Source organism: Radiobacillus sp. PE A8.2 (genome assembly GCF_045635475.1).
Classification (GTDB): Bacteria; Bacillota; Bacilli; order Bacillales; family Amphibacillaceae; genus JBJGXI01.
This window is the reverse complement of the sequence record NZ_JBJGXI010000045.1, coordinates 1-26,858: the sequence shown is the minus strand read 5'-3', so window position 1 is coordinate 26,858 and position 26,858 is coordinate 1. Positions and strand designations below refer to the sequence as shown.

The 26,858-nt window shown below is 38.6% G+C and carries 12 protein-coding genes; all 12 read right to left on the bottom strand.

What is annotated here, in order from left to right; all coding sequences use genetic code 11:
• Positions 1-82: 82 nt before the first annotated feature.
• Complete coding sequence (locus ACI6MV_RS19605) at positions 83-1,963, bottom strand: beta-N-acetylhexosaminidase (protein WP_407272013.1); 1,881 nt, start codon at positions 1,961-1,963, stop codon at positions 83-85.
• Between the two features lie 74 nt (positions 1,964-2,037).
• A complete protein-coding gene (locus ACI6MV_RS19600; RefSeq protein ID WP_407272012.1) occupies positions 2,038-3,408 on the bottom strand; it encodes a sulfatase family protein in 1,371 nt (456 codons plus the stop codon).
• 274 nt (positions 3,409-3,682) lie between these two features.
• Positions 3,683-4,693 (bottom strand): hydroxyacid dehydrogenase, encoded by a 1,011-nt coding sequence (locus ACI6MV_RS19595; protein WP_407272011.1) that lies wholly within the window; start codon positions 4,691-4,693, stop codon positions 3,683-3,685.
• Positions 4,694-5,021: 328 nt separating this feature from the next.
• Entirely contained in the window at positions 5,022-6,668 is a 1,647-nt protein-coding gene (locus ACI6MV_RS19590) for an extracellular solute-binding protein (RefSeq protein WP_407272010.1), read from the bottom strand.
• Positions 6,669-6,722: 54 nt separating this feature from the next.
• Positions 6,723-7,592 carry a carbohydrate ABC transporter permease gene (locus tag ACI6MV_RS19585; protein ID WP_407272009.1) on the bottom strand — a complete coding sequence of 290 codons (870 nt, stop codon included), beginning with the start codon at positions 7,590-7,592 and terminating at the stop codon, positions 6,723-6,725.
• A 38-nt stretch (positions 7,593-7,630) separates the two neighbouring features.
• A complete protein-coding gene (locus ACI6MV_RS19580) occupies positions 7,631-8,581 on the bottom strand; it encodes an ABC transporter permease (protein ID WP_407272008.1) in 951 nt (316 codons plus the stop codon).
• 193 nt (positions 8,582-8,774) lie between these two features.
• Positions 8,775-9,740, bottom strand: a complete 966-nt coding sequence (locus ACI6MV_RS19575; RefSeq protein WP_407272007.1) for a carbon-nitrogen hydrolase family protein — start codon at positions 9,738-9,740, stop codon at positions 8,775-8,777.
• A gap of 1,405 nt (positions 9,741-11,145) precedes the next feature.
• The gene (locus tag ACI6MV_RS19570; RefSeq protein WP_407272006.1) at positions 11,146-14,181 is read right to left on the bottom strand and encodes a hypothetical protein; all 3,036 of its coding nucleotides are present in this window, start codon (positions 14,179-14,181) and stop codon (positions 11,146-11,148) included.
• 249 nt (positions 14,182-14,430) lie between these two features.
• Positions 14,431-17,358 (bottom strand): chondroitinase-B domain-containing protein, encoded by a 2,928-nt coding sequence (locus tag ACI6MV_RS19565; protein ID WP_407272005.1) that lies wholly within the window; start codon positions 17,356-17,358, stop codon positions 14,431-14,433.
• Between the two features lie 159 nt (positions 17,359-17,517).
• Complete coding sequence (locus tag ACI6MV_RS19560) at positions 17,518-21,609, bottom strand: carbohydrate-binding protein (RefSeq protein ID WP_407272004.1); 4,092 nt, start codon at positions 21,607-21,609, stop codon at positions 17,518-17,520.
• Positions 21,610-21,724: 115 nt separating this feature from the next.
• A complete protein-coding gene (locus tag ACI6MV_RS19555) occupies positions 21,725-26,410 on the bottom strand; it encodes a right-handed parallel beta-helix repeat-containing protein (protein ID WP_407272003.1) in 4,686 nt (1,561 codons plus the stop codon).
• Positions 26,411-26,651: 241 nt separating this feature from the next.
• The coding region (locus ACI6MV_RS19550; protein WP_407272002.1) for an LPXTG cell wall anchor domain-containing protein at positions 26,652-26,858 on the bottom strand (207 nt) is incomplete at its 5' end.

Here is a 26,858-nt window from a genome sequence, read left to right as displayed (position 1 = left end):
TTTATGAATACTAGTTTAATTTCAGAACCATCAGTCACGGTGGTCTGCTAACCAAAAGGGTTTTACGTATACTATTTGCTAGTTATACTTTAAAACTTGGTGAGGCAATGTTCTCATACCTTTTCCAAAACCCGTTTCCAAGACCTTTTGATGTAAAATCTAATGGCAGACTTGCTGCCTCAAGTTCATCAATAGATTGTATGGTACCATTCACATAATCTAAAACCCTTTGTCTAGTTGTTTCTAGGCGATTAGTAAGTCCTCCATAACGAAGATCCAGTACTTCCCATCCAAACGGTTTGTATGTTAAAAACCAGTGCGCTCTGTGCTCTTTACGTAATAATTCTAATCTACCAGAAAGATCCGAAATATTCTCTTCAGCTATATATTTTAACTCATCCAAGTTCTTTTTTAGATAAGCATCTCTCAATCTATTTCCCAGATCACTTTTCAAGCTTAAAACTCTAGCTAATTTATGGACAACCTTGAAATTATATACCTTATCTCCATATTGACTAACATAGTTAGCAAATGTACTTTCAAGTTCTTGATAATGTTTAGAAAGATTCATCCCTTTTATATCATTATCATACAATCCTAATAAAGGATCCTGCCACAATGCATACTTTGAGACATTAGGTGGCCATCTATTTTCCCGATTCGTTCCCTCAATTTCATCTAATAAGCTTAAATCCATAAACGCGTCATATGCTATACCAGTACAAAATTCGACTCGTTTTCTTAACTTTTCTTCACTCAACTGTTTAGCAAATGCATGCTCTGCATAAAGCTGCAAACCGAGTAGGGCAGCAAAGTGCGTATTTTCCGCACCATCATCCTGCCAAATAGTCGTCAATACTTCCTGTACGCCTTCTTTTTTACAGGACTCTAAGGCAGCGTTAGCATCTTCAAAGGTTCTTGCATAATTTGTCCCAAAAGTACCCCAAGTAAGGATCCCACCAGCAAATATTGGCGTTTGCCCAAATTTTTTGTGTCGCTTTATAAAAGTACGGAATATTTCTTCACTACGACTATAGTAGTCCCAATATACTAACTTTACTTCATTAGGAACACTGCGATAAACATGTTCTGGAATAACCGCTTCTAAATCAGTGTACTTGTTCGTTTTAGAACCCATTCTAAAAAACATATCGCTCCATATCATCGGACGTAATTTATATTTATTTGTTATTTCTATCACTTTATTAATATGTTCTACAAAAATATCGAACCGGTCACGATAGCCGTTCTCACGCATGTTGCGGCCTAAACCCATTCCCCATGCTTCATCCATGCCGATATGAATCCGATTACTTCTAAAAGGAGAAGAAACAGCATGAATCATTTTATCGATTAGTTGATAGGTATTCTCATTCCCTGCTAGAAGAACATCAGCATCTTCACTCACTTCATTATATGCTGGCCATTTTAAAACCATTTTCATATGACCGAGTGTTTGCATGCAAGGGATAACTTCAATACCGAACTGAAAAGCATAATCATCAATTTGCTTCAACTCACTGTGAGTAAATCTACCACGCAAATGTCCAAAATAAGGTTCATCCTCTATTGTATACGTATCTTCAGTATACAACATAATCATATTAAAACCCATGATTGCTATCTTTTCAATAAAGGTTTCCATACTTGGCATGGTCATTACTGCATTTCTCGAACAGTCAATCATTGTGCCTATCATCGTAAATTGTGGATTTTCAACTATTTTAAATTGTTCTTTATCCTGATAGGCTTCTATAAACAAGCCTAATGCTCTAAAAAAATGGCTTTTTTGTTCATATTTGATGTGGCCTCTTCCACCTGATAAGGAAACCTCTAAGTCCCCGCTTGCTTTTTCTACTTTTATAGAAAGACCATTATCTGCCTGTTTAAATTCTAACGCTTTACTTAATCGATCAATACCTTCTTGTAATTCATCAAGGTTACCTTCGAATTTAATGTTCACTCTAATTTCTCCTCTCTACTAGAGTTAAGACGGATACTTACTATCTGTAACAAACCAGGATAGTAACTTAAAAATCAGTAATGTATATAATCACCACTTAATTCATTCAGAGATACTTTGCGTTGTCCGCTTTGCACTGAGGCTGCTGATATTATTCTTGGTTTTTGTTCCCCAACTTCCACCATCTTGTTAATTAATCGTTGCTTTAGGCCATTCGCTACCTCTTGATGCGATTCAAAACCGATAAGATTCGTTAATTCATAAGGATCTGCTTGAAGATCATATAGCGCATCTTCATAATATACATCCGAGCAAGATTCAGCTATCGGATCTTTATCCTTCGCCTTCACACTATATTTCCAGCGGTGCGTTCTGATAGATCGTGCCAGCTGTGTCTCGCTCATTTGCATAAATACTTCTTTTGGCCACTCTGATTTTTTTCCATTTAATAAAGGTAGAATCGATTTACCCTGCATTTCTTCAGGAACCTTTATACCTGCTGCATCCAACAACGTAGGTGGAAGATCTATTAAACTAATTAATTCTTTGATTCTACCTCCTCCATCGAAACCAGGTCCTTGAAAAGCAGTAGGAACACGAATCGAGCTATCATGACATGTTCGTTTATACTCATTTCCACGAGTTTTAAAATGACAACCGTGATCTGATGTGAATAATATAACCGTGTTATCTAATAAATCTAAACTTCTTAGCGAATCTAATAGTCTTCCAAACGCTTCATCCAATCGCTTGACCATCCCATAATAGCCTGGTAAGTGCTGATGGCTTGTTCCACCCAATGCAGCAAGGTCTGGTGGAGTATAATTTGAAAGATAGTTTTCCCGATATCCAGTAGGTGCTGGATAATCATCTAAATAATTTTGATGATGTGGTTCCAAATGGGAAAGAAAAAGAAAGAAAGGATTTTCTTTGTGATCGTCTATATAACGAATGGCAGCATCCGTCAACGCATCGACGCGGTAACCAGGTAATTTTACCGGTTGATTATCATTGTTATATACAACTGCGTTATAGGAATCAGAGCTAAATTCAAGTATATTCGCTGCTAACCAGTAATCATACCCCCCTCGTTTTTCAGCTGGAACAGGCTCTTCGTCAGCAAGGTGCCATTTACCTATATATCCTGTTTGATAACCTGCATCCCCAAAATGATGCGCTAATGTTTTTAAATCTTGTGGCAAGGGAATTCCATTTCGATAGCATCCTGATTCTGTAGCATACATTCCAGATTGCAAGCAAGATCTGGCAGGTCCACACACCGGTTGGCATGTAAAAGAATGATGAACATCTGTCCCATTTTGAGCCATTCGATCAAAGTAAGGTGTCAGTCCCATCGGATTACCGTGTACGCCTGTCGTATCCCATCGTTGTTGGTCAGTGAAAAACACGATAACATTTGGTTGTTTAACATTTGGGCTAGCCATTTAACTCACTTCTCCCTTTATTTGATATTAAAATTTTAGCCTGTTTGCTTTTATTGCATGAAATATCTAGAATCCTGTGCGGCGGTGGGACGCTGACGACCACCAGCATACTTATTTGTGCGAATTTGTTTTATGTGCAATTAAGAACCATAGTGTCCGACAAATCATCGCAACTGGAACTTCACAAGCGAAATAAGCGGTTATGTAGCCTCTCCGTTCGGCCTCCTCTGCTGGTTAAATACCGAGTACTTTCTTTAAAGTGTTTACACCCACATTATAGCTTCCTAGTCATTGTACTTGCATACTGAAAAGTAATTTCATTCTTCATAGGCTTATTATTGAAAAAATTAACAATATCTATTATTAATGCAGCTGTAACATGTTTTCTTCTATCAACGGTTGGGCCACCCTTATGCGGCATTAATATAACATTATTTAGTCCTCTTAGCTTACTTGTTTCAGGTAACGGCTCTTCTTCGAATACATCGAGCGCAGCTTTAAATCTATCTTTCTGTAATTCTAATTCTAGAACGCTCTCGTCTATTAGCTTGCCTCGAGCTGTGTTAATTAGAATAGCTCCTTCAGGAATTAATTCTAGTAACTCCTTGTTAATCATTTTTTGAGTTTCAGGAGTTAGCGCTGTATGAAGTGAGATGATCTTACAGGTCGAGAATATTTCTTTTAAAGTTGATTCCTTTACGGCATATTCCTTATACAAAGCCAAATCGTCTTTTTTTATATATGGATCGTACACTAGAATTTCATTGCGAAAAGGTTTTAGCATCTTAACAACCTCTTTAGCGATCAATCCAAATCCAACTAGTCCAACTCTTTGTTCAAATAATCCTTCACTTGGGGAATCGTTCGACCACCATCGACCTGCGTTCATTTCGCTACTGTAGAATGGAATATTACGTAAGGAAGATAGCATATAAGCAATAGCACTTTCTGCAACAGACTCTGCGTATAAATAATTACCACTAATTACTTTAATATTCTTTTCGAATAAGTAGTCACTCATGATTGCTCCAACTGATCCGCCTGTATGTGCTACTAAACGTAATTTATTATTATCTTCCAATACTTGCTTATCAAACTTAGGACAACCCCATCCTGTGATACAAACATCTGCATCCATTAACTTCTCTCGGAATTCTTCAGTCTTGAATTGTTCTGTTTTATGATTCCATGTTACTTTACCTAGTGATTCTAACTGTTTAGCTATATTATTTGGAATGAACGATTCTCGAACGTGACCTCGAGGCATGGTTACCAATATGTTCATATGTTATCACTCCCGAATCCTACTTAACTTGATAGATTTATATAATATTGAAAATCACAAAATTATTAATTAGAAAAAATTTATATGTAATCTGAGTCAATTTCATAATTACCTTATACAGCTATGTGCTTCCATATATAGTTCGGAGACGGTTTAATCAGACTATATATGGAAGCATGTAGCTAAAAATCAGTATTATGAAATTGACTAAATCTTTTAAAAAGATTTTTTTTTGATAATAAAAAACATCTTATTCTTTTCATTTAACTAGGTATATTTGAAATAAAGGGCTTGGGAAGTTAAATTCCCAAACCCCTAATAACTTCTATTATTCGCCTACTTCAATCCAACCATCAAAGTCTACTAAGTCCTGCTCTTCAAAGGCTTGATTGTATTCTTCAACAATTTTATCTCCGCCCATTGCATACCATTCTTCTACAACAGCATCCCAATCAGATAGCGGACGTTCGCCAACGATCATTTTTGCATGCTCATCAACTAAGAATTGCTTCAATTCTTGACCAAGTTCATTTTCTGTTGGAGATTGAACTAATAGTCTCTTTTGATAGAAATAGTCTTGCTGCTTGTGCATTTCTTCAAACTTTTGACCTGCATTTTGTAAAACTTCTGTTTGAAGATTTTTCCATTCAGAAGGATTTGCTTCTTCCGGCAAATATGGTTTTGCATCTGGTAAATAATGTTCTGGTGCTAAACCGTCTGCTGAAGCAGTCTCAACTTGTTCTGCTTTTCCATCTACCATACTATAGCCTTGACCTTCTTTACCTTGGATCCAATCGAAATCCTCATTATCTGGTGTTTGTTCTTCTTCAGGATAATACTGTCTACCAAACTCAATCATGTCAAGGATTCTTTTAATTTTACCTTCATCACCAGCTAATTCAGCCGAAAGTGTAGTTAGTGAGCTGTAACCTCTATTCATTTTCCAACCTGTTTTGCCTGTTGGATCTTCGAACGCTGGAATTGGCGCAATAGAAGCATTTGGCTCTAAGTCTACAAGCGTTCTAGCATACTCATCAAATCCTGTCCAAATACTGAAAATCCAAATTCCCGTTTTACCAGAATAAAACTCTGTATTACCGTCTTGTGTAGAAAGTGTGTGGAAATCTCGATTCAATGCTCCCTCTTGATATAAATCATGGAACATTGTAACTAATTCTTTCCATCCATCGCCTATACGAGTAGGGATGAAGTTTCCATCTTCATTTTTAGTATAATAAGTTTCCGGATCCCAATAAGGTCCTTGTGCGTGGAATGGGAAAATGTTATTTGGCCCTACAGTTGTCAAGATACCATACGTATCATCTTCTCCATTTCCATCGGGATCATCATTTGTAAATGCAAGAGCAACTTCTTTTAATTCTTCATAATTCGTTGGCATTTCTAAACCTAAATTTTCTAACCAATCGGTACGGATAGCTGTTGATTGTGGTGCCGGGTTAAGATAGTTAGGGATTGCATAAATTTTACCATCTACTCTCAAACTATCCCAAATTGCATCAGGTACACGTTGTAGTGTAGGATAATCATCAATATAATCATCTAATGGTAAGAAAGCGTTTTGTTTCGCATATTTAACATAGTTCGCATCTCCACCTTCAAATCCAACTAGATCAGGAATACTTCCCGTTGAAAAAGTAGTGGTTAATTTTTCTTTATATCCATCCTTCAATGCAATATCAACCTGATAATCGATATTGAATCTTTCATTGATCATTGCAACACCAGGTCCATCCTTGGCTACAGCCGTTGGATTGAAATCTAGAGCAGTAATGGTATATGTTGTGTCATCTTCTGATGGTTCTTCTGCTGGTTCCTCATTATCTGTGTTTTCCGTTTCTGACCCTTTATCGCCTTCATTATCATTATTAGTAGTTTCATCACCATTGGAACAAGCTACTAACCCTATCGTTAAAAACAAGATTGCCAAAAGATACAAAAGATTTTTCAATTTCAATTTTAAAACCCCCTATTATAATTTTAATTGAAACTTTTGTCCATCAATAGATGTTTATCCCTTTACCGCTCCTAGCATCACCCCCTTAGCAAAGTGCTTTTGTAGAAATGGATAAACAATTAATATTGGTATAGTTGCTACTATAATTGCTGCCATCTGTATTGTTTCTGGCGGTGGTGGCGCCCCTTGGAAGATTTCTTCTGGGTTAATTGTCATGTCTTGCGTGATTACCATTTGTCTTAACACAACTTGTATTGGCCATTTCGCCGGATCGGTAATATATAGCATGGCATGGAAATAGTTATTCCAATGGTTTACTGCATAAAATAATCCGATAGCAGCCAATGCTGGTTTGGATAATGGTAGAATGATTTTCCAAAAAATTTGTAGTTCATTTGCTCCATCAACGTGTGCCGATTCAGTCAGTTCATTCGGAATATTCATGAAAAACTGACGCATTACAATTAAATTAAAAGGAGCAATTGCAATTGGTAACATTAATGCCCACGTTGTATCCATTAAACCTGTATTGTTTACGATAAGATAAGTAGGTATCATCCCCGCTTGGAAGATTAATGAAAATACTACTGCCATCAAAATGAACTTTTGCCCTTGTGCATTACGTGTAAGTCCATATGCCATTGTCGAAGTAAAGAACAAGTTAATAAACGTGCCAACAATTGTCACATATATACTCACAAAGATAGAGCGAATAAACTGATCATTTCCAAAGATATATTGATAAGCTTTTGTTTCCCAATTTTCTGGCCACAAAATAAAGTCTTTTGTAATAAAGTCATGCATAGAAGAAAACGATACAGAAAATACATAAAGTAATGGGAAAAACATAATAAAAGCGATAACGGCTAATAGAACGTAGTTAGCTATGTCAAATATTTTTTCGGACCGTGTTTGATGTCCCATTGAGTGTCACTCCCCTGTTTGTATTCTATTTGAACTTTTTAATAAAGTCCTTGTTCTCCGAAACGCTTCGCCAGTCTATTGGCACCAACAACCAAGATTAATCCTACGAGGCCTTTAAACAAACCAACCGCTGTCGCAAAGCTATAATCCGCTTGTTGCACCCCTTTAAAATAAACGAATGTATCTAATACATTACCAATGTCTCTGTTAAATGGGTTTAGCATTAAAAATATGTGTTCAAAACCCGATTCCATTACATTCCCTAATTTTAGAATCAATAAGATAATGATGGTGCTTCGTATAGCTGGTAATGTAACGTGCCATATTCTTCTCCATCTGTTGGCGCCATCGATCATGGCCGCTTCATAAAGGTGAGGACTTACACCAGCCATTGCAGCAAGGAATATGATTGTCCCCCAACCACTTTCTTTCCAAATGTTTTGCAGCGTGATTAATGGTCTAAACCAATCCTCACTAGTCAAAAATGGAATGGCTTCAAATCCAAATGAGGTGAAAACACTATTTAGAATCCCTTCACCACGAAGGAAAATAACAGATAAACCTACAATGATTACCCAAGATAGAAAGTGAGGCAAATAGATAATCGATTGGATTGTTCGTTTGTACACTTCATTTCTCACTTCATTTAGCATAAGAGCTAAAACTATTGATACTGGGAAAGATACAAAAATTTGCAAGAAAGATAGCACTAACGTGTTCCATATGACTTGTAACACTTCATCTGTATTGAATATACGTTGGAAATGTTCAAATCCGACCCACGGACTACCAAAGTATCCTTGAAACGGACTGAAATCTTGAAAGGCGATAATTAATCCACCCATAGGCAAATATTTATAAACTAAGAAAAATAAAATGCCTGGTAACAAAAGGAGATAGATGTATCGATCCTTCCAAAGTTTCTTAATATGATTGTTCTTTTTGGCTTTAATTCTAACGTCAACCTCTTGGTTAAGTTCAGATTTCATTCTGTTAGCCCCCCTCGAATGTACTTCTTTATTCTATTTTGATTGTTCAACTTTTACTAGACAAATAGAAATCAATTCCACGCGTTGTTATAATGCTCCACATAGCTTGTACAAACATTTTAAATTTTCTGTTTTGTATGCGCTTTCTAACTTATTTATAATAGAAATTTTTTTCACTTAATCACAATATAAATTAAGTGAAGTTAGTAAGTTCTAACAATTGCTGATTTCTAATTCTTATGTTCTCTTCAATTAAATTGTCAAATGTTCTTACATTTAATTCACTTATGATCTCTTCAACAGTAAATTCATCAGTTTCACTAGAAAGAAGAAATGTCCCTAATTCCCCCGAAGATGGATACCTCATCTTTACTTTATCTCCATATTTTTTCTTTATTTCTAGCATTCTGTCAAAATGCTCTTTCACAGTAAATCTCTGAATCATTTTACAGTCTAAGTTAATCGTTTTTGTTACAAATGGCGTGTAATTAGTACTGGTTTCAATTAAATCACCTAATGGAGACAATATTTGAGCTTCTTTCCTAGCTATTGCACCAACATAATATGAGCGACACGTAAGCGCCCAATAGTTATGCCTTAAACCAAATTGTCCAAGTGAAGAATGAATAATTATATCTGGATTCAGCTTCGCATAAGCTAATCGTAGTTCTTCAAATGTCAAATCCCAACATATAGTTATACCAACTGTACCAAAATCACATGTAACAACTACTGGTTCTGTACCACTCACAATTCCAGCATTAATTTCTCCAACGGTAGGGAAATTTTTAAAATAAATGCCCGCTAGTTCCCCTTGTCTATCAAGTAACTGTGTACAATTTCGCTTTGTTCCATCTGGCATTTTTTTAAATGCAGAATAAGCAATGTAGCATTTATTTTTTTTAGCTGCTTCTGCAAATAGTTCTAGGATTTGATCTCCTCTTTCCTCATAATACAGTTCACGTCGTTCTTTATCAGCGATTACAGGTCTATCACACATTTCCGGTAACACAACTAGGTCTGGTTGATCAGTCATTACCAACTCCAAATACTTCGTCCAATGGTTCTTCATCTTGGATACAATTTGTGCAGAAGTATCATGTTCTTCTACTTCCAAAGGATACGGTGACAATGCACATACTTTAGCATTCCTAACCATTAAGCCTCCTCCTTCTTAATTCATTTATAAAACATGAAGTTATCTCTAATCTGCACTTATATTCTAAGTAATAGTAAGTAAATTAAAAATTTTAAAATTAATAATTCATTTTTTATAAGTATTGGAGAATATATTTGTGTAGAATATTACTTACGTGATAATTGTTGTAGTACATCCAACCAATTTAAAATACTTGTTGTACATAAGATTATAGTAAAATTTATAAAATGACAAGTCTATTAACTGTCTTTTTATAAAGAAAAATCAGAAAAATGCAAAACGAAATAATATCATAAAATGGCTATCGCACAGCAAATCAATAGGTAATATCGATCTAAAAAAGTCGCCTGCTTATATTTTGTTCTTTTAACAATGTCCGTCATTGGGAATAGTAAATCATTAAAGAGCGCTCGCTTTACAATTTGATAAAATTCTAGCCTTTACTATTCCAATATTTACGCTTTTATTTATTCGTTAAGCTTGTTATGGTGCCATTTCACCTTCATAAATACATTAATAAACTAAGAACTATCTCTTCACACGATAATGAAACAACATTCCTTCATATTGAACTTGAATGTTGTCTACAGAATATTATTTTCCCGTATCCTTTTTTAATAGTAAAACAATGAACAAGTAAGTAAGTAAAAAAAATAGGCTGTTTTCTAAGAGATTGTTGTTAATGCGCAAAATAACTAAACTCCGACGTAGTGTTAAACAGGCGCAATGGAGGAGGCATTGTACTGCTGTCGATGAGTCGATGACGGCCACTACTGCGCTTATCTGCGACAAATGAGGCATTATTAGAATTGTGCGGCCACCAGCGCACTTATTTGGATGAATTTGTTGTTTCAACGAGTTGATATCGGTAAATAAGTGCTGTGGTGGCCGTCAAATCATCGAAATTGAAAATTTAAGCTAAATAAGCGCTTATATGGCCGCTCAATCCGGTTAGCACCTTTGCTGTTGGTATAGCTAGACGCGTGAGCAAAAATCTCGAGCACTATGTCGCAGTTTAATTCAAATGTGACATAAAAAACAACAAACTCTACGAAAAGAGCCAAAAAATATAATGATAATAATTTGGAATAATCCACAAATAAACTAAATGATTAGAATACTATGAGATAAGAAAAGCGCAAAGCGCCACCCGAGAAACGTAGTGACTGGAGCGAATCGACTAAGATAAAGGAATCATATCACTGCATAAGGGTATGTCGACATTGGACGAAAATTCTGCTCTAAGTCGACTTCGATAAAAACTGAATCGATGAGGACTTATCGTAAGGTGATTCGTGATGTCGCCTAGTTTCTGGCGCTCGGAAATAGACACATGCATAGATAAAAAAGGGTGCCTCCCTTAATCATTATACAATGACTTTATGGCACCCTTTTTCAAAGATTATTATTCTCTTGAATTAGCAAATAAGCTTGTTTTTTTAAATATTAAGATAAAAATTAATCCTAGTGCTAGGAATATCATACCAGCTAACATCCAGTTATATGTGAAAGCTGCTGTATCTGGAAGTTTATCCCCATAATCACCTGAGGGATCCGCTCCATCGTCGTCCTTAGATGGTTTTTCTTCAGTTTCTTTATTATCTACCTCAGCAAATACACCATACGTTGAGAAATGTGGTACGTCTAGTGTGATCACACCACCCGTGACAACACCTCCTTGTTTCTCCCACGCTTCAGCTTCTTCATTATAGTAGAAAATAAAAACCTCATCCGCTTCATATATGTCTGCATCATAGCCTAGTGTTAGGGTAAATCTTCCTTGTACACTAGTTCCATTTGGATAAGTGAATTCAACGGTGTACACATCGCCGGCTACTTCATAACCTGGATGCTCAATGTCAATTGCTTCCACCACTGTAACGGTTGTACCCGTTGGTAAGTCTTCAGGCATCTTGATACTAGCGGATGAGCCTTCAATTGTGAATACTTTGCCTGGAATAACCTCTGTAGGATCACCTATTTCGATCCTAGTGCTGTATACTTTTACCGCTATAGAAGTTATTTCACCCTCATATATAATTGTAATTTGAGCATAACCTACACCTACAGCCTTTACTCCCCCTTCATTAGTAACCTTCACAACACCTTCATCACTTGAGCTATAGCTTGCTTCTGCTGTCACATCTGATGAGCTTTCATCCTTGAAAATAGCCTCAACAGCCAAGTCAAATGCTTCATCAACCTCTAGTAATACATCATCTTGATTTACTACTACACCGGTTAACATTGGTTCTGGGATAACCGCTTCTTCAAATGTTGCTACCGCTTGATTTAATGCTGCTATTGCTGCATCTACTTGCGCTTGGCCTGCATCGTCATCTGTCATTACTGCTTCTGCATCAGCAATTACTGCTTGTAATGCGTCTATTGCTGCTTGGGGGTAATCGCCTGGCTCATCTCCTGCCACAGTTTCTTTTACTAGATTAGTAGCTGCAGCAATCGCATCCATTAATCCATCTGTTTGTAACTCGTTAACAGTATTATTAAATGCTTCAATCGCTTCGTTTAAGGTTGTAACAGCTACACCAAAGGAAGCTTCTGTTACCGATCCATCAGCAATCAACGCTTCTGCGTTCGCAATCGCTGCCTCTAAAGTATCTACCGCTGATTGTGGATGCTGACCTACCTCTTCACCAACATCTGCCGTTGCAATCAATTCTTTGGCATTTGTAAGCGTTTCGTTTAATTCTGTTTTGTTGTATGGTAGTGTACAACCATTATAGTTCACGTTTAAACGCTCATTAACGTCGAAAGCAGATTGCCCTGGAATATCATTAAGCCCTTCAACAATTGCTCCATGCGGGAATTGTCCAGTGACCGGGTCCCAAAGTGGTTCGTCTGTTAATTCACCGTCTTGATATCGGTATAAAATGTTCGCACCAATGTCGGCACCATCTTCACCAGCACCACTCATGTTTGAATCCTCAGGAATATAGACGAGACACTGTCCAGCTTCTAACCCCATACCCTTAGGCTCAACTTGTTGTGAATGCTGAATATTACCTGAATCATCTTCAATTGCTTCCTCTGTACCAATACTGCCGTTATTCCAGAAATTAGAATGCTGAACATTCCAATCCTCTGTACCACTAGTTGTAATGACAGCACCTGGATTATCGAGAAATAGTGAGTTTTTAATATCGTGATCACATCCATTGATATCATCACAGGATGGCCAAATGGTATTACCAACTTTTTGATAGTCACCATTTATATGAAATGCACCGTTTCCTTCATATTCCTGCACATTGTATAAGGTCATATTGTTAAACTGAAGTTCTTTACCAGCTCTTACACTTATACCTCGTTTAGCTGCATTAAGCACTAAGAAATTTTCAACATATTGATCAATGACAGGTTTTCCTGCTTCAGGATCTGAATTGTTGAGTCGTTCACGTGACTGTGAAAATGACCCTGATCGGTTATCATTCATCGATATAGAACCATATAAACTGTTATGTCTTCCTGAATTTTCACCAGAAGCTGTTCTAAAACCAGATATACCTAAGCTGAAGCTCTCATTTTTGTTCTCACTAATCGTATTTTCAATTGTTGAGTTGGCGGTATAGTAAAATACTGCTGATGCATCCCCACCGTCACGAGAAATCGCATGGGACCCATATCCACCAGCAATATCTGAGAAGCCTCTTGAATTGATATAATTTCGACGCATGATAACATGATCGGATTGATAGGCACTAAGTCCATTTCGATGGAAGTAGTATAATTCACTCTCTTCCACAAGAACATTGTCACTTGTATTCACAGCAATAAGAGACGAATTAAGGTGGCGGTTGTTATGATGGACAATTAATCTTCTCAAGTTAACATTATTAACCTCTTGCACTTTAAAAACATCGCCATCCTCACCATCAGGATTATCAGCTGAGCTTACATGAATACCATTAACATCCCAATTTGCACAACGATAAATCATAAACGGAGTAATGGAACCATCACCTTGAACATAAGCCTGACGCTCATTATCAGCTGTGATTGTAATTGCTTCTTCTTCAGTTCCATTGACTGCCTGAGCACCTGCTAATCGATCTCGCCATGACTCAGCTTGATCTCCTGGGGTTTCATTGTCTCCATCCAAACTACTTGCGAACCCGGAATCAATACTACAGTCTGCACGGAAATATCCTGTCGTATCTTCTGTATACGTTCCATCTAACATGACAAGGGTATCCCCAGGTTGTAGATTCGGAATTGCATGATCAAATGTTTTCCATGGTTGAACCCTAGTTTGTCCTTCGTTACTGTCTTCACCATCTGGTGAAATGTAATACGTATCACCAGAGCTAAGCTTTCCTGTGTTGGCACTCACTGTATCAGTAGCTATTATGCTTCCAACCGGTAAGGTAGTAAAAATCATCGTAAACATCAAAAATATGAAACTAATTTTCCTTACATTCATCCAAACACCTTCTTATAGTTATTTAGTTTTCAAAGTATGTTTTCATGATGTTCTGTGGATGAAATAAACATGATTTCATCCATGTAAATTAGTCAATTTCATAATAATTATTTTTAGCTATCTGCATAAGGTGATTATGAAATTGACTCAAATGCTAAAAATAATTTATCTTGTTAAACTTAAATAACATCTGACATGATCGCCGCCTCTAAGTGGCACATACCACTCAGAAGCTAATAAACTTCTCTTTTACTCTTTTATTCTATTTCTCCGCAACTTAGCGGTAAAGGCTAAGCCAAGACCTAGCAATATGACCCCTGCAAGCATCCAGTTGTAAGTGGATGTTGCTGTGTCTGGAAGCTCATCCTGGTCATTGTCTGCCCCTGGTGAGTCGTCTTCATTCTCATTCGGACTGCCAGCAGGATCTTCTTCTGCGAATACACCATACGTAGAGAAATGTGGTACGTCTAGTGTGATCACACCATCCGCAACAACACCACCTTGTTCCTCCCACGCTTCTGTTTCTTCATTATAGTAGAAAATAGAAACGTCATCTGCGTCATATGTGTCTGCATCATAGCCTAGCGTTAGTGTAAAGCTTCCTTCTACTGTTGTTCCATTTGGATTAGTGAATTCAACGGTGTACACATCACCGGCTACTTCATAACCTGCATGTTCGATGTCAGTCACTTTTACCACTGTTACGGTTGTACCCGCTGGTAAATCATCAGGCATCTTGATGCTAGCAGAGGATCCTTCGACAATGAATATTTCACCAGGAACAACCGCTACAGCTTCACCTATTTGGATTGTAGTGCTGTATACTTTAACCGCTACAATAGTTGTTTTGCCCTCATACGCAATCGTAATTTGAGCAGAACCTGCACTTACAGCCTGTAGTGCACCTTGATTAGTAACCGCCACAACACTTTCATCACTTGAGCTATAGCTCGCTTCCGCTGTCACATCCGCTGAACTTTCATCCGTGAAAACAGCCTTAACAGCCAAATCAAATGCTTCATCAATCTCTAGTAACACATCATCTTGATTAGCTTCTACACCGGTTAACGTAGGTTCTGGGATAACCGCCGTTTCAAATGTTACTACTGCTTGATTTAACGCCGATACGGCCGCATCTACTTCCGCTTGCTCGGCATCGTCATCTGCCAATACTGCTTTTGCATCGGCAATTACAGTTTCTAATTCATCCACTGCTACTTGTGGGTAGTCGCCCGGCTCATCTCCCGCGACATCTTCTGAAACTAATTCGTTAGCCGCAGTAATCGCCTGCTCTAATCCACCTGTTTGTAACTCGTTCACATGATTATTAAATGCTTCAATCGCTTCGTTTAAGGTTGTTACAGCTTCGCCAAAGGTAGCTTCTGTAACCGATCCATCAGCAATCAACGCTTCTGCCGCTTCAATCGCTGCTTCTAACGTATCTACTGCTGATTGTGGATGCTGATGAACCTCTTCCCCTATATCGGCAGCTGCGATCACTTCTTTGGCAACTGTTACCGTTTCGTTTAAGTTTGTTTCGTTGTAGGGTAGTGTCACACCGTTATAATTAACATTTAGCTGTTGATGAATGTCAAAAAGGGAATCGCCTGGCACATCATTGACTCCTGCAACAATAGCCCCGCGTGGAAACTCACCTGTAATCGGATCCCATAATGGTTCATCCGTTAACTCCCCATCAACATATCGGTAAAGAATGTTAGCACCGATATCTGCTCCATCTTTACCAGCACCACTCATATTCGAAATCTCAGGCACAAAAACGATAGCTTTCCCTTGTTCAAGTCCCATCGCGGTCGGTTCTATTTGGCCTGAATTTTGGTATTTACCAGAGTCGTCTGCTATATCCTCCGCTACATTAAATCCTAATTCAGGATCAGAGCTGCTCCACGCATTCGAATACTCTAGTACAAAATCCAAATCATCGTGTTCAGGAACAAGTAATAAAGCTCCACTCGCTTCTGCTTCAGAAGTATAGCTATTGTCCAAATAAAGTACGTTAGATATATCAAAGTCACAGCCACCAAAGTTATCACAACCTTGGAAATAGTTCGGTCTGTTATTTAAACTTTGACTAGCAGGCATTGTATTCATCGGCGTTAGTTTAGAATTAATCCACGTAGCTCCTTCAATCGTCATCTTTGCCGAGGCTCTTGGTGTAAATGAAGTTGTTTCTTCGCCACCTACAACAAGAAAATCCTTAATTAACGTGTTATCTGCTGGTCCGGTATGCGGACCCATGTTTTGATGTGGAGCAAATTTTCGTGATTGTACAAAGCTTGCTCGTAAATCTTTATACGAGATTGTTCCTAGCATCTGATTATTTGTTCCTCCAGGATTACCTAAAACCGTTTCAATCCCGGCTATTATCGATAGACCTTCACTATTTACAGAGATGGAGTTTTCAACAATACTATTAGAGGTAAAGTAGAAAGAAAATCCTTCATCCCCGCCATTCTTACAACAGCCATGTGATCCATGCCCACCAGAAACATCAGAAGCTTGTCGACCATTCACGTATGATCGTCGTATAATAACATTTTCACTTTGATATGCAGAAATGCCATGACGGTGAAAGTCATATACCTCAGCTTCTTCGATAAGCACATTATTACTTAGCTGTATTCCTATACCATTGCTATTTTCATAACGGTTTGCATGGTTAAGCAATACGCGCTTGACATTGATATGATCGGATTTACTAATTCTGATAATTTGACTTTCGCCGTCTGGATAGTCTCCATGACTAGCATAAATGCCATCAATGTTGATGTAAGAACACTCAATGATTCGAATTGCATTCTCAGATCCATCTCCATCAATCCATGCCTGACGTTCATTTTCAGCTTTAATCGTTATAGGATTAGCCTCTGTACCATTTGGTGCGTTATTACTACAATCATAAGATATATACCCTGTGTTATCGTCATCGTATGTGCCATCCAGAAGAACTAATGTATCACCTGGGCTAAGCATACTGATCGCATGATCAAAAGAACCCCACGGGTCTTCTTTTGTTCCAACTCCGCTATCATCTCCATCAGGACTTATATAAAACGTAAGATTACCTGAAACAGCGCTTACAGATGTAAGATTACTATAAGGAATTAACGGTAGCAGCACTGTTATAATCATCGATAGCATAACTACTCTTTTCATTTTTCTAGCCAATAATAAAACCCTCCCTCTTTTAAGTGATAAGTTTAGACACGTTGTATATTTTTGTTGATTCCATTCATTCTATATTTCAGTCACCCCCTTATTATTTTTTAAAAAAGCACCTGAGAAGTAAATACCACCCAGATGCTTTTAAATACATTAGTCTCTTGATCTTCCTAATCTAGCTAATAGATTGTTTCTATTTAAAACAATCGTAAATGCTAAACCTAGAGCTAGGAAAATCATCCCTGCAAATATCCAGTTACCAGTTGATGTTGCTGTGTCTGGTAGCTCGTCAACTTCATCTTCATCTTCTGATGCATCATCATCTACTTCCGCAAATACACCATACGTAGAAAAGTGTGGTACCTCTAGTGTGATCACACCATCAGCAGCGACACCGCCTTGATGCTCCCATTCTCCCGTTTCTTCGTTATAGTAGAAAATAGAAACGTCATCTGCGTCATATTTGTCTGCGTCATAGCTGAGCATTAGTGTGAAGCTTCCATCTACTGTAGTTCCGTTTGGATATGTGAACTCAACGGTATATACATCACCGGCTACTTCATATCCTGCATGTTTAACGTCAGTTGTTTCCTTTACTGTGACGGTAGTACCCGCTGGTAAATCATCAGGCATCTTGATGCTTACCGCTGAGTCTTTTACCGTGAATACTTTTCCAGGAACAACTTCTACAGATTCGCCTGTTTCAATCGATGTGCTGTATACTTTAACAGCTACGCTTGCAGTCTCACCCTCATACGTAATCGTAATCTGAGCAGAACCTGCACGTACAGCCTGTAGTACACCATTACTAGTAACCGTCACAACACCTTGATCACTTGAGCTATAGCTTGCTGCTTCTGTCACATCTGATGAGCTTTCATCCTCGAAAGTAGCTTTCACAGTTAGTTCTACTTTCTCATCTACTTCAAGTAATACATCATCTTGATCAACTTCTACACCGGCTAGTGGTAATTCCGAAGTTTCTGGGATAACCGCTGCTTCAAAGGTTTCTAATGCTTGATTTAACGTTGCTATCGCTGCATCCACAGTCGATTGGTCTGCATCAGCATTTTCCAATACTGCTTCTGCATCTTCAATTGCTGCTTGTAATGCGTCCACTGCTACCTGCGGATATTCTCCTGGTTCGTCTCCTGGTACAGCATTTGATGCTTTCGTACTTGCATTTGCAATCGCACTTGATAATGCTGCCCTATCTACTGGTATTTCCGTAATAACCGTTGCCTCAAATGTTACGACAGCTTCGTTTAACGTTGTTACTGATGCGTCTACTTCCTCTTGGTCGGCTTCATCATCTGCTAACACTGCTTCCGCATCAGCAATTGCTGATTCTAGTGCATCCACTGCTGCTTGAGGATATTCTCCTACTTCTCCCCCCACATTAGCACTTGATAATTTCGAGTTTGCTTCACCAATTGCACTTGATAATGCTGATGTATCTACCGGTGCCTCCGTTACAACTGCTGCTTCAAACGTTACGACTGCCTGATCTAGCAATGTTACTGCACCATCTACTACCGTTTGGTCTGCTTCATCATCTGCTAATACTGCTTCCGCATCAGCAATCGCTGATTCTAGTGCATCTACTGCTGCTTGAGGATATTCTCCTACTTCTTCTCCCACATTAGCACCTGAAAGTTTACCATTTGCTTGGCTAATCGCATTTGTCAATGCTGTTGTATCTACTGTATCCTCGCCTGGGTCACCTGAACCTCGAGCTACTAATTCAAATTGAAAAATATGCGTCGCCGCTGTTGAATGGGATGCTCGAAATACAAGATAAAGATCGTGCGTTCCTTCAACCGTACTAATTGGAACGTTCACTTTTTCAACAACATCATGCGTTCCAGCACTTTCTGTAATTTCGTAAGAGCCGATTAATTGTCCATCTTTGCTATCCAGTCTTAAGTCGACAGCTCCACCTGTTTTATTGGTAGATTGTGTAAAAATAATATCTGTTGCTCCCGTAAAATCAATAGATTCATAAGCTGTCCATCTTCCGTCTCTTGTACCACCTAAGTGCCTATCACCAGCATATTCTGGTGCACTACCCTCATAATCAAATGCGGTCATGTTTTCTACACTTTTTTCAGGGCTAAAATCTTCTGCCTGAACAGTTACGAGAACTTCCGCATTTGGGTCAGGTATGGAAGGATCTTGTTCCTCAATAATTACCGCTGCTTCAAACGTTGCTACTGCTTCGTTTAACGTTGTTACTGCTGCATCTACTTCCGATTGATCGGCTTCATCATCTTCCAAAACCGCTTCTGCATCAGCAATTGTCGCTTCTAGTGCATCTACCGCTGCTTGTGGATATTCTCCTACTTCTTCTCCCACATCAGCACCTGAAATTTTACTATTTGCTTCGTTAATTGCACTAGATAATGCTTCTGTATCTACTGGATCTACTGGATCTTCCTCGGTTGATTTCATTAAATCAAAACCATAAATATGAGCTACTGCAATCGAATGCGTTGCTTTGTATACAAGGTATAAATCGTGTGTTCCTTCCACACTCGTAATCGGAACATTTACTTTATCAATAAACTCATGAGAGCCTTCCGTATAATTTACGTCGTATGTTCCTATCAATTGTCCATCCTTGCCATCGAGTCTTAATTCTATGCTACCACCAGTAACCGTAGTAGATTGCTCGAGAACAATGTCCGTTGCTCCGGTAAAATCAATATTTTCATAAGCTGTCCATCTTCCGTCTCTTGTACCACCTAAATGTCTCCGGCCAAGCGTTTCAAAGGTTCTCATACCTGACACACTTTTATCTCTACTAAAATCATTAGCTTCAACACTTACTAGTACTTCACCATCAGGGTCTGGCATATCATCTGCACCCTTTAATTGTCTGAAGAAGACGCGACCCTCTTCAACCAATTCCATTACCTTACCAACAAGAAAGTCTTCCGCTTCCGGACTATAAGGCCCATCATTGGTCTCATATCCTCTTTCCTGCAGCATACTCATGGACGGGACGTACCCTATATTTTTATTCGTATAACCGCTAACCATTGTCAAATGTGGAAGTAATTGCGCTTTAATTCGCGAGCCAATTGGAGAGGTCACTTCCCCATTCATTCCAACAAAAATAAATTCTTCACCTAAACGAACGACTTGAACCTCGCTATTCTTTGTTTTGTAATAGTTCCCATTTTCATCCATAGACTCCATCATTAATTTCGCAAGACGCGCAACTCTTCTTTCAGGTCCTTCAAAAGGCTCTTCTCCTTGAAAGTCAACCTGTTCATTAAGTAATGGAAGCTCAACATCGTCCATCTTATGCCATATTTTTCCTGATATTTTTGTCATTTCATTGTTCAGAATATCCTTAACCTCATCAGCGAGCTTGATCCCAAATTCTTCCGCTTGCTCTGGTTTATCACCAAAGGAAGAATGGTATGGATTACTTTCACTTGGTTTTGTAACATTAATTTCGCCTGCAGTACCTTGTAAAAATACAGCTTTTCCACCGAGTTCGTCTTCTAAATGGACCATTGCATAACCTACAAAGTCTCCACCATATTCTGGTATACGAATAACGGTAGGGTGAGCAGACATGCTAAAAATCATTCCGATATTTTCGCCATTCAGATTTTTAGCCTGTAAAACTGTAACCTCATTATCATTTGTGCCATAAGGATTAATCCCCCATTCGGCATATCCAGAAGTGAATAATTTCCTTCGATTCGTTGTAAAATCAACACTTCCTCGTCCAAACGAAAGCTCCGCTGGTTGTGCAGAATCCAAAGCTTCCCCTATTGCATCGACTGTTTTTTCAATCATTTCTATGGTGTGAGCGTCATTTAACGACATGGAAGGTTGATTATGCGTATGTGAGGTATTGAATACCAACTGATCTGGTTCAAGACCGTATTCTTCACTTGCCAGTTGGCGCAATTCACTAACATGATTGCTGTTCCAATATAAAATTTCACTATTTACAAATACTACTGTATCTTCACCATCCGCCACTGTCATTACCCTAGACTGGAGTGGGAGATATGTTCCTTGTGCCGTTGTCGGTGAACCTTGACTAGGCATATTAATTCCAAGCGGTGGGGTAATGTCAGCTGATCCAAACCCAATGGAATACACACCTTCATCACTCACCGTGGTTTCTTCAGCCACCGTTGTAATTACATTAATGGATAAAATAGTGATGACTGTACAAATTGCGACAAAAAAACTAATCAGCAATAACCTTTTCTTATTCATATAATCCTCCTTTGAGCTAATAAAATTAATCAGCCACATGTGTAAACGTTTTTATAGCAGATCACATAGTGCCACTGAGCGGTAAATACCACTCAGCAGCCAGTATATTTATCTTTTAATCTTCTATTCTATTTCTCCGCATCATAACGGTAAAAGCTAAGCCAAGACCTAGCAAGATCAACCCTGCGAGTATCCAGCTGTATGTGGATGTTGCTGTGTCAGGCAGCTCGTCATCTGCGTCTTGTGATGCATCATCATCTACTTCCGCAAATACACCATACGTAGAAAAGTGTGGTACCTCTAGTGTGATCACACCATCAGCAGCAACACCGCCTTGATGCTCCCATTCTCCTGTCTCTTCATTAAAGTAGAAAATAGAAACGTCATCTGCGTCATATTTGTCCGCATCATAGCCGAGTGTTAGTGTGAAGCTACCTTCTACTGTTGTTCCGTCTGGAAAAGTGAATTCAACGGTGTACACATCTCCTGCTACTTCATATCCAGGATTTTCGAGGTCAATTGCTTCCACCACTGTAATTGTTGTACCCGCGGGTAAATCTTCAGGCATCTTGATGCTAGCTGATGAACCTTCAACAGTGAATACTTCACCAGGAACAACTACTACAGATTCACCTATTTTGATCGACGTGCTGTAAACTTTAACAGTTACGGTAGTAGTTTTACCCTTATACGTAATCGTAATCTGGGCAGAACCTGCACTTACAGCTTGTAATACACCATTACTAGTAACCGTCACAACACCTTGATCACTTGAGCTATAGCTTGCTGCTTCTGTCACATCTGATGAGCTTTCATGCTCGAAAGTAGCTTTCACAGTTAGTTCTACTTTCTCATCTACTTCAAGTAATACATCATCTTGATCAACTTCTACACCAGTTAGTGGTGATTCCGAAGTTTCTGGGATAACCGCTGCTTCAAAAGTCTCTACTGCTTGCTTTAACGCCGCTACCGCTGCATCTACTTCCGTTTGGTCAGCTTCATCATCTGCTAATACTGCTTCTGCATCAGCTATCGCTGTTTCTAGTGCATCTACCGCTGCTTGTGGGTAATCGCCTACTTCTTCTCCCACTTCAGCATCTGATACCTTTGAATTTGCATCGCTAATTGAACTGGATAATGCGGCTGTATCTACATCTCCTGCGATTGCCGCTGCTTCAAATGTTGCTACTGCTTGATTTAATGCACTCACTGCTTGATCAATTGTTTCTTGGCCCCCGGTTGTATTATCAATTGAATCATCAGCTAGAACTGCTTCTGCATCTTCAATTGCGCTTTGAATCCCTAAAACTGCCGATAATGGATATTGACCCGGGTTATCTCCAATTACAGCTTCTGATACTACAGCATTTGCATCTTCAATTGCTTGTTCCAATGCATCTCTTTTTACTCCATTCTCAGAAGCATAAAAGGTATCAATTGCTTGATACAATGTAACAATAGCTTGATCAACAGTTTCTTGATCGGATCCTACTGCTGCTTCTGCATCTGTAATCGCTGATTCAAGTGCATCTGCTGCAGCTTGTGGATATTGTCCTACTCCATCTCCAATATCTGCTGTATCTAGTACTTCTTCTGCATCAGCAATTGTTTGTGGTAACTCAGGACCTAAAACAGATACCTGATCCCACCATACAGTTCCTGGTGTAGCCCACATAGTGAAATTCATCTTAACCTTTGCTGTTCCTTCAGGTGCGATCGACGTTCTTAGATTTATCGCTTCCCAATCATTCGTTCCTAGCTTATCAATCCATAACTGTTCACTTGCGATTGTTTCACCATCAGCATTTTGGAAGAATACATAAACATAGGAATTTGCTTCTATTCCTTCCGTCTTATACCACCCAGATATATCGTACCGCTTACCTGATTCAGCATCTACGGTTTGCGTTATCAAGTGCCCTCTATTTGTATCTTCATCTGTCATCTTAATGGACCACTCACCGTCATGTAATACAGAAGAGTCACGAGTTATTGATCCTGAACCATATGAGCTACATGACCAATCTTGTGCACAATCGTCTGTACCTTCTTCAAAGCCACCATTTGAAAGCATATTAGGGTTAGCTCCCAGTTCTGCTTTAAATGCTTCCATAGCCTGTTTTAATGTGTCGACAGTGCTATAAATTATCTCTAAGTCAGCAGATTCAATCGACACTTGATTCGCTACGTCAATAGACGCTTGTAATGCATCAATCGCATCTTGTGAGTACTGACCACCTGATTCAGAATCATTCACTAATGCTGTCGCTGTCGCTACCGTATTGTTTATCACATCAGGCAAAATAGCGAAGTCTTCTAAATAATAGCCATCTCCATCACTCATATCATTTCGATCTGGAGCACCTACGATTAATTCTTGAATACGAGTAACCTCTGGATATTTCTCACGGATCGCACGTACATCCAATGTGATATCGTGCCACTGGCCGTCATCGATAAACTCGCCGTCACCTACGATCATATCACTTGGAGCATTAGCATCCGTTGCCTCTGCTAAATATACATTTCTCGCATTTTCGATCGTACTAGATCCTTGTAATTGAACTGCGATTGGCATACCAGGATCAATACGATAGCTAAACTTAAGGTAAGGATACTTATCAATGTCCCAATCGGCTGGCATATATCTTGCATTTCCAGCTTCACCTGCATCTGCAATAAAATGCCCTACTAAATTTCCTTCACCGTCATCTACTATTTCTAAGTCAATCGTTGGACGAGACAAGTAAAATACCCACCAAGAATTAGCATCTTCGTTATCAAAGTTTGGTACTCCACCACGTGTTGCATGTCCAAACTCATTGAAATTCACGTGAACTAAGGGTTTTTCATCATAGTTAGGTTCTTTTATCTCCACATAGCTTGTTGCATTTAATATACGTCCTTCACTATCTGTAACCTCTAAAAAGATCGGATAACCAGATGGACCTGCAGAATCTTGATTTATAAATGGAGCATCGTAACTGTGTGTTACTTCACTTCCATCAGCAACAGTACCATCACCAAGTCGCCATTCATAGGTTAAAGGACCTGTAAGCCCACGGACAGTTGCACTAAAGTTGATTGGCTCGTTTTGCTCAACAATAAATGAATCTGTATCAATTTCTACAGAAGCACGTGCATCGTCACCATATTCATAGACACCAATGTCAGGTGCGTCCCCAGAATATGCTAAACTTACTGGATCACCTGTACTCCATGGTTCTAAGTCTCGATCTAAATTTATAAGATTGTTATCATAATCGATGCTGACAATGCGAGCTTGATTGGAAGCATCACCAACTGAAATCAAGTCACCTATTTCACCTTCGATACCAAATCCATCAAAGAAATATTTCGCATCTTCAACTAAAATCATATCGCCAGAACCACCGAAAGCTGCAGTCGTTAAAGCAGTACCTGCATCAATAAGTGGACTATCAGATGTTAAACCATAGTTATGATTTTCCGCATCAACATAACTAGGATTAACATTGATGTTATTACTAAATTGGTCACCATGTTCAGCTTCCCATTCCGAAGATTGTACGTCATCTACGCTATACGCAGTACCTGTAGTGTTATCAATAACACCCTCTGCGCCTGCTGCCCAAAACGCATTATTAATAAATTGGAAATGCTCAGAGTCACCTTCCATTAGAAGTTGGCGATTTCCACCGTCAAGGTCATTGTTAGAAAAGATATTATTTTTAAACATGTAATCTTTCACTTGCGTAGCAATATTAACAGCATCTGTATAGTTATCATCGAATACATTATTGTAAATTCTCGTACCCTTCGAATCAGCTTCAGCTACTTGGTAGTGAATATTAATCGGGCTACCAAAGTTACGATATACTTGGTTATAACGGAAAATACTATCTTCCATCATTAGCTTAGCTTCGGGTCCAGCTGACATGCCGCCATGATAGGCATGCGTGATTACATTATTTTCTACTAACATATGAGGATCTCCAAACATTTCAAAAGGACGTCCCCAGCTTGCATGGTATACATTGCCTCGAACTACGGTATACGTGTTCGATTTAAATTGGTATAAAGGAGAAAAAGCTGATGGCGAGTGACCAGCATGACTAATTGAATTCCCCTCAAACACTACGTGGTCAGTACATGCAAACCATGACATATCGCCACCTTGGAATTGACGCATCGTATTGTTTTTAAATTGAACTTGACTGGCATTTTTAAAAACAAGAGGGATACCAGCTCCACCAGCACCCTTACCAAAAGCTTTTTCCATTAATACATTGGATATTGTAAGATGCGATGATTTTTGACCAGGATCTGGATCTTCCGTACAATTATTGCCTGAAAACGATGTGTCACTATTCACGGATATCCAACGACCGAATTCAGGATTTTGAGGTTCAATATGAAACCCATCAATCTCAATATAACTTTTAGCTCTTATCTTAATAGCGTGATGATGAGAATTTGAATCTAAACCTACTAATTTCGCTGTTCTAGATTCTTCAGCTTTAAATACAATCGGTTCATCTTCGGTACCACTATTTTGCGGGTTTAATATACCTTCGTATGTACCGGGTAAAAATATAATTGTTTGTCCTGCAGTTGCCTGTGATGCTTTATCTAGTGTTTTCCACGGATCTTCCTTCGTTCCAGTACCTTCATCGTTACCGTCAGGACTCACATAGAAAACTTCATTATCGCTTGCATTGGCACTGACAAATGAAACTCCGAAACCATTTACCGGAATGAAAGGGGTAAGTAATGTCACAATCATAAAAACCATTAATACTTTTTTTATGTTCCTATGCAAAATAAAACCTCCTAATATAGATTAAAATGTGTATTGTTTTTATCTAGGTTGTTAATAATACAGCAAGTACTACTTACCTCATGATTAACCCACCTTAAACACTAATACTCGACAAAAATTAACATAATATTCAGTTATTTATTGATGTAATACACAGCGACTACTACTGTAATAATAGTAAATAACTTTTAATTCTATTTAATAAGGTAGTTGGACAGTTTTCACTGCCCAACTGATTTAATTATTCTTTTGATTTTCCAAATCTAGCTAGTAGATCCTTTCTTTTTAAAACAATGATAAAAGCTAAGCCTAAAACTAGGAATATCACACCTGCAAGTATCCAGTTGTAAGTGGAAGTTGCAGTATCTGGAAGCTCGTCATCTGCGTCGTCTGATGCATCATCATCATCTACTTCCGCAAATACACCATATGTTGAGAAGTGTGGTAT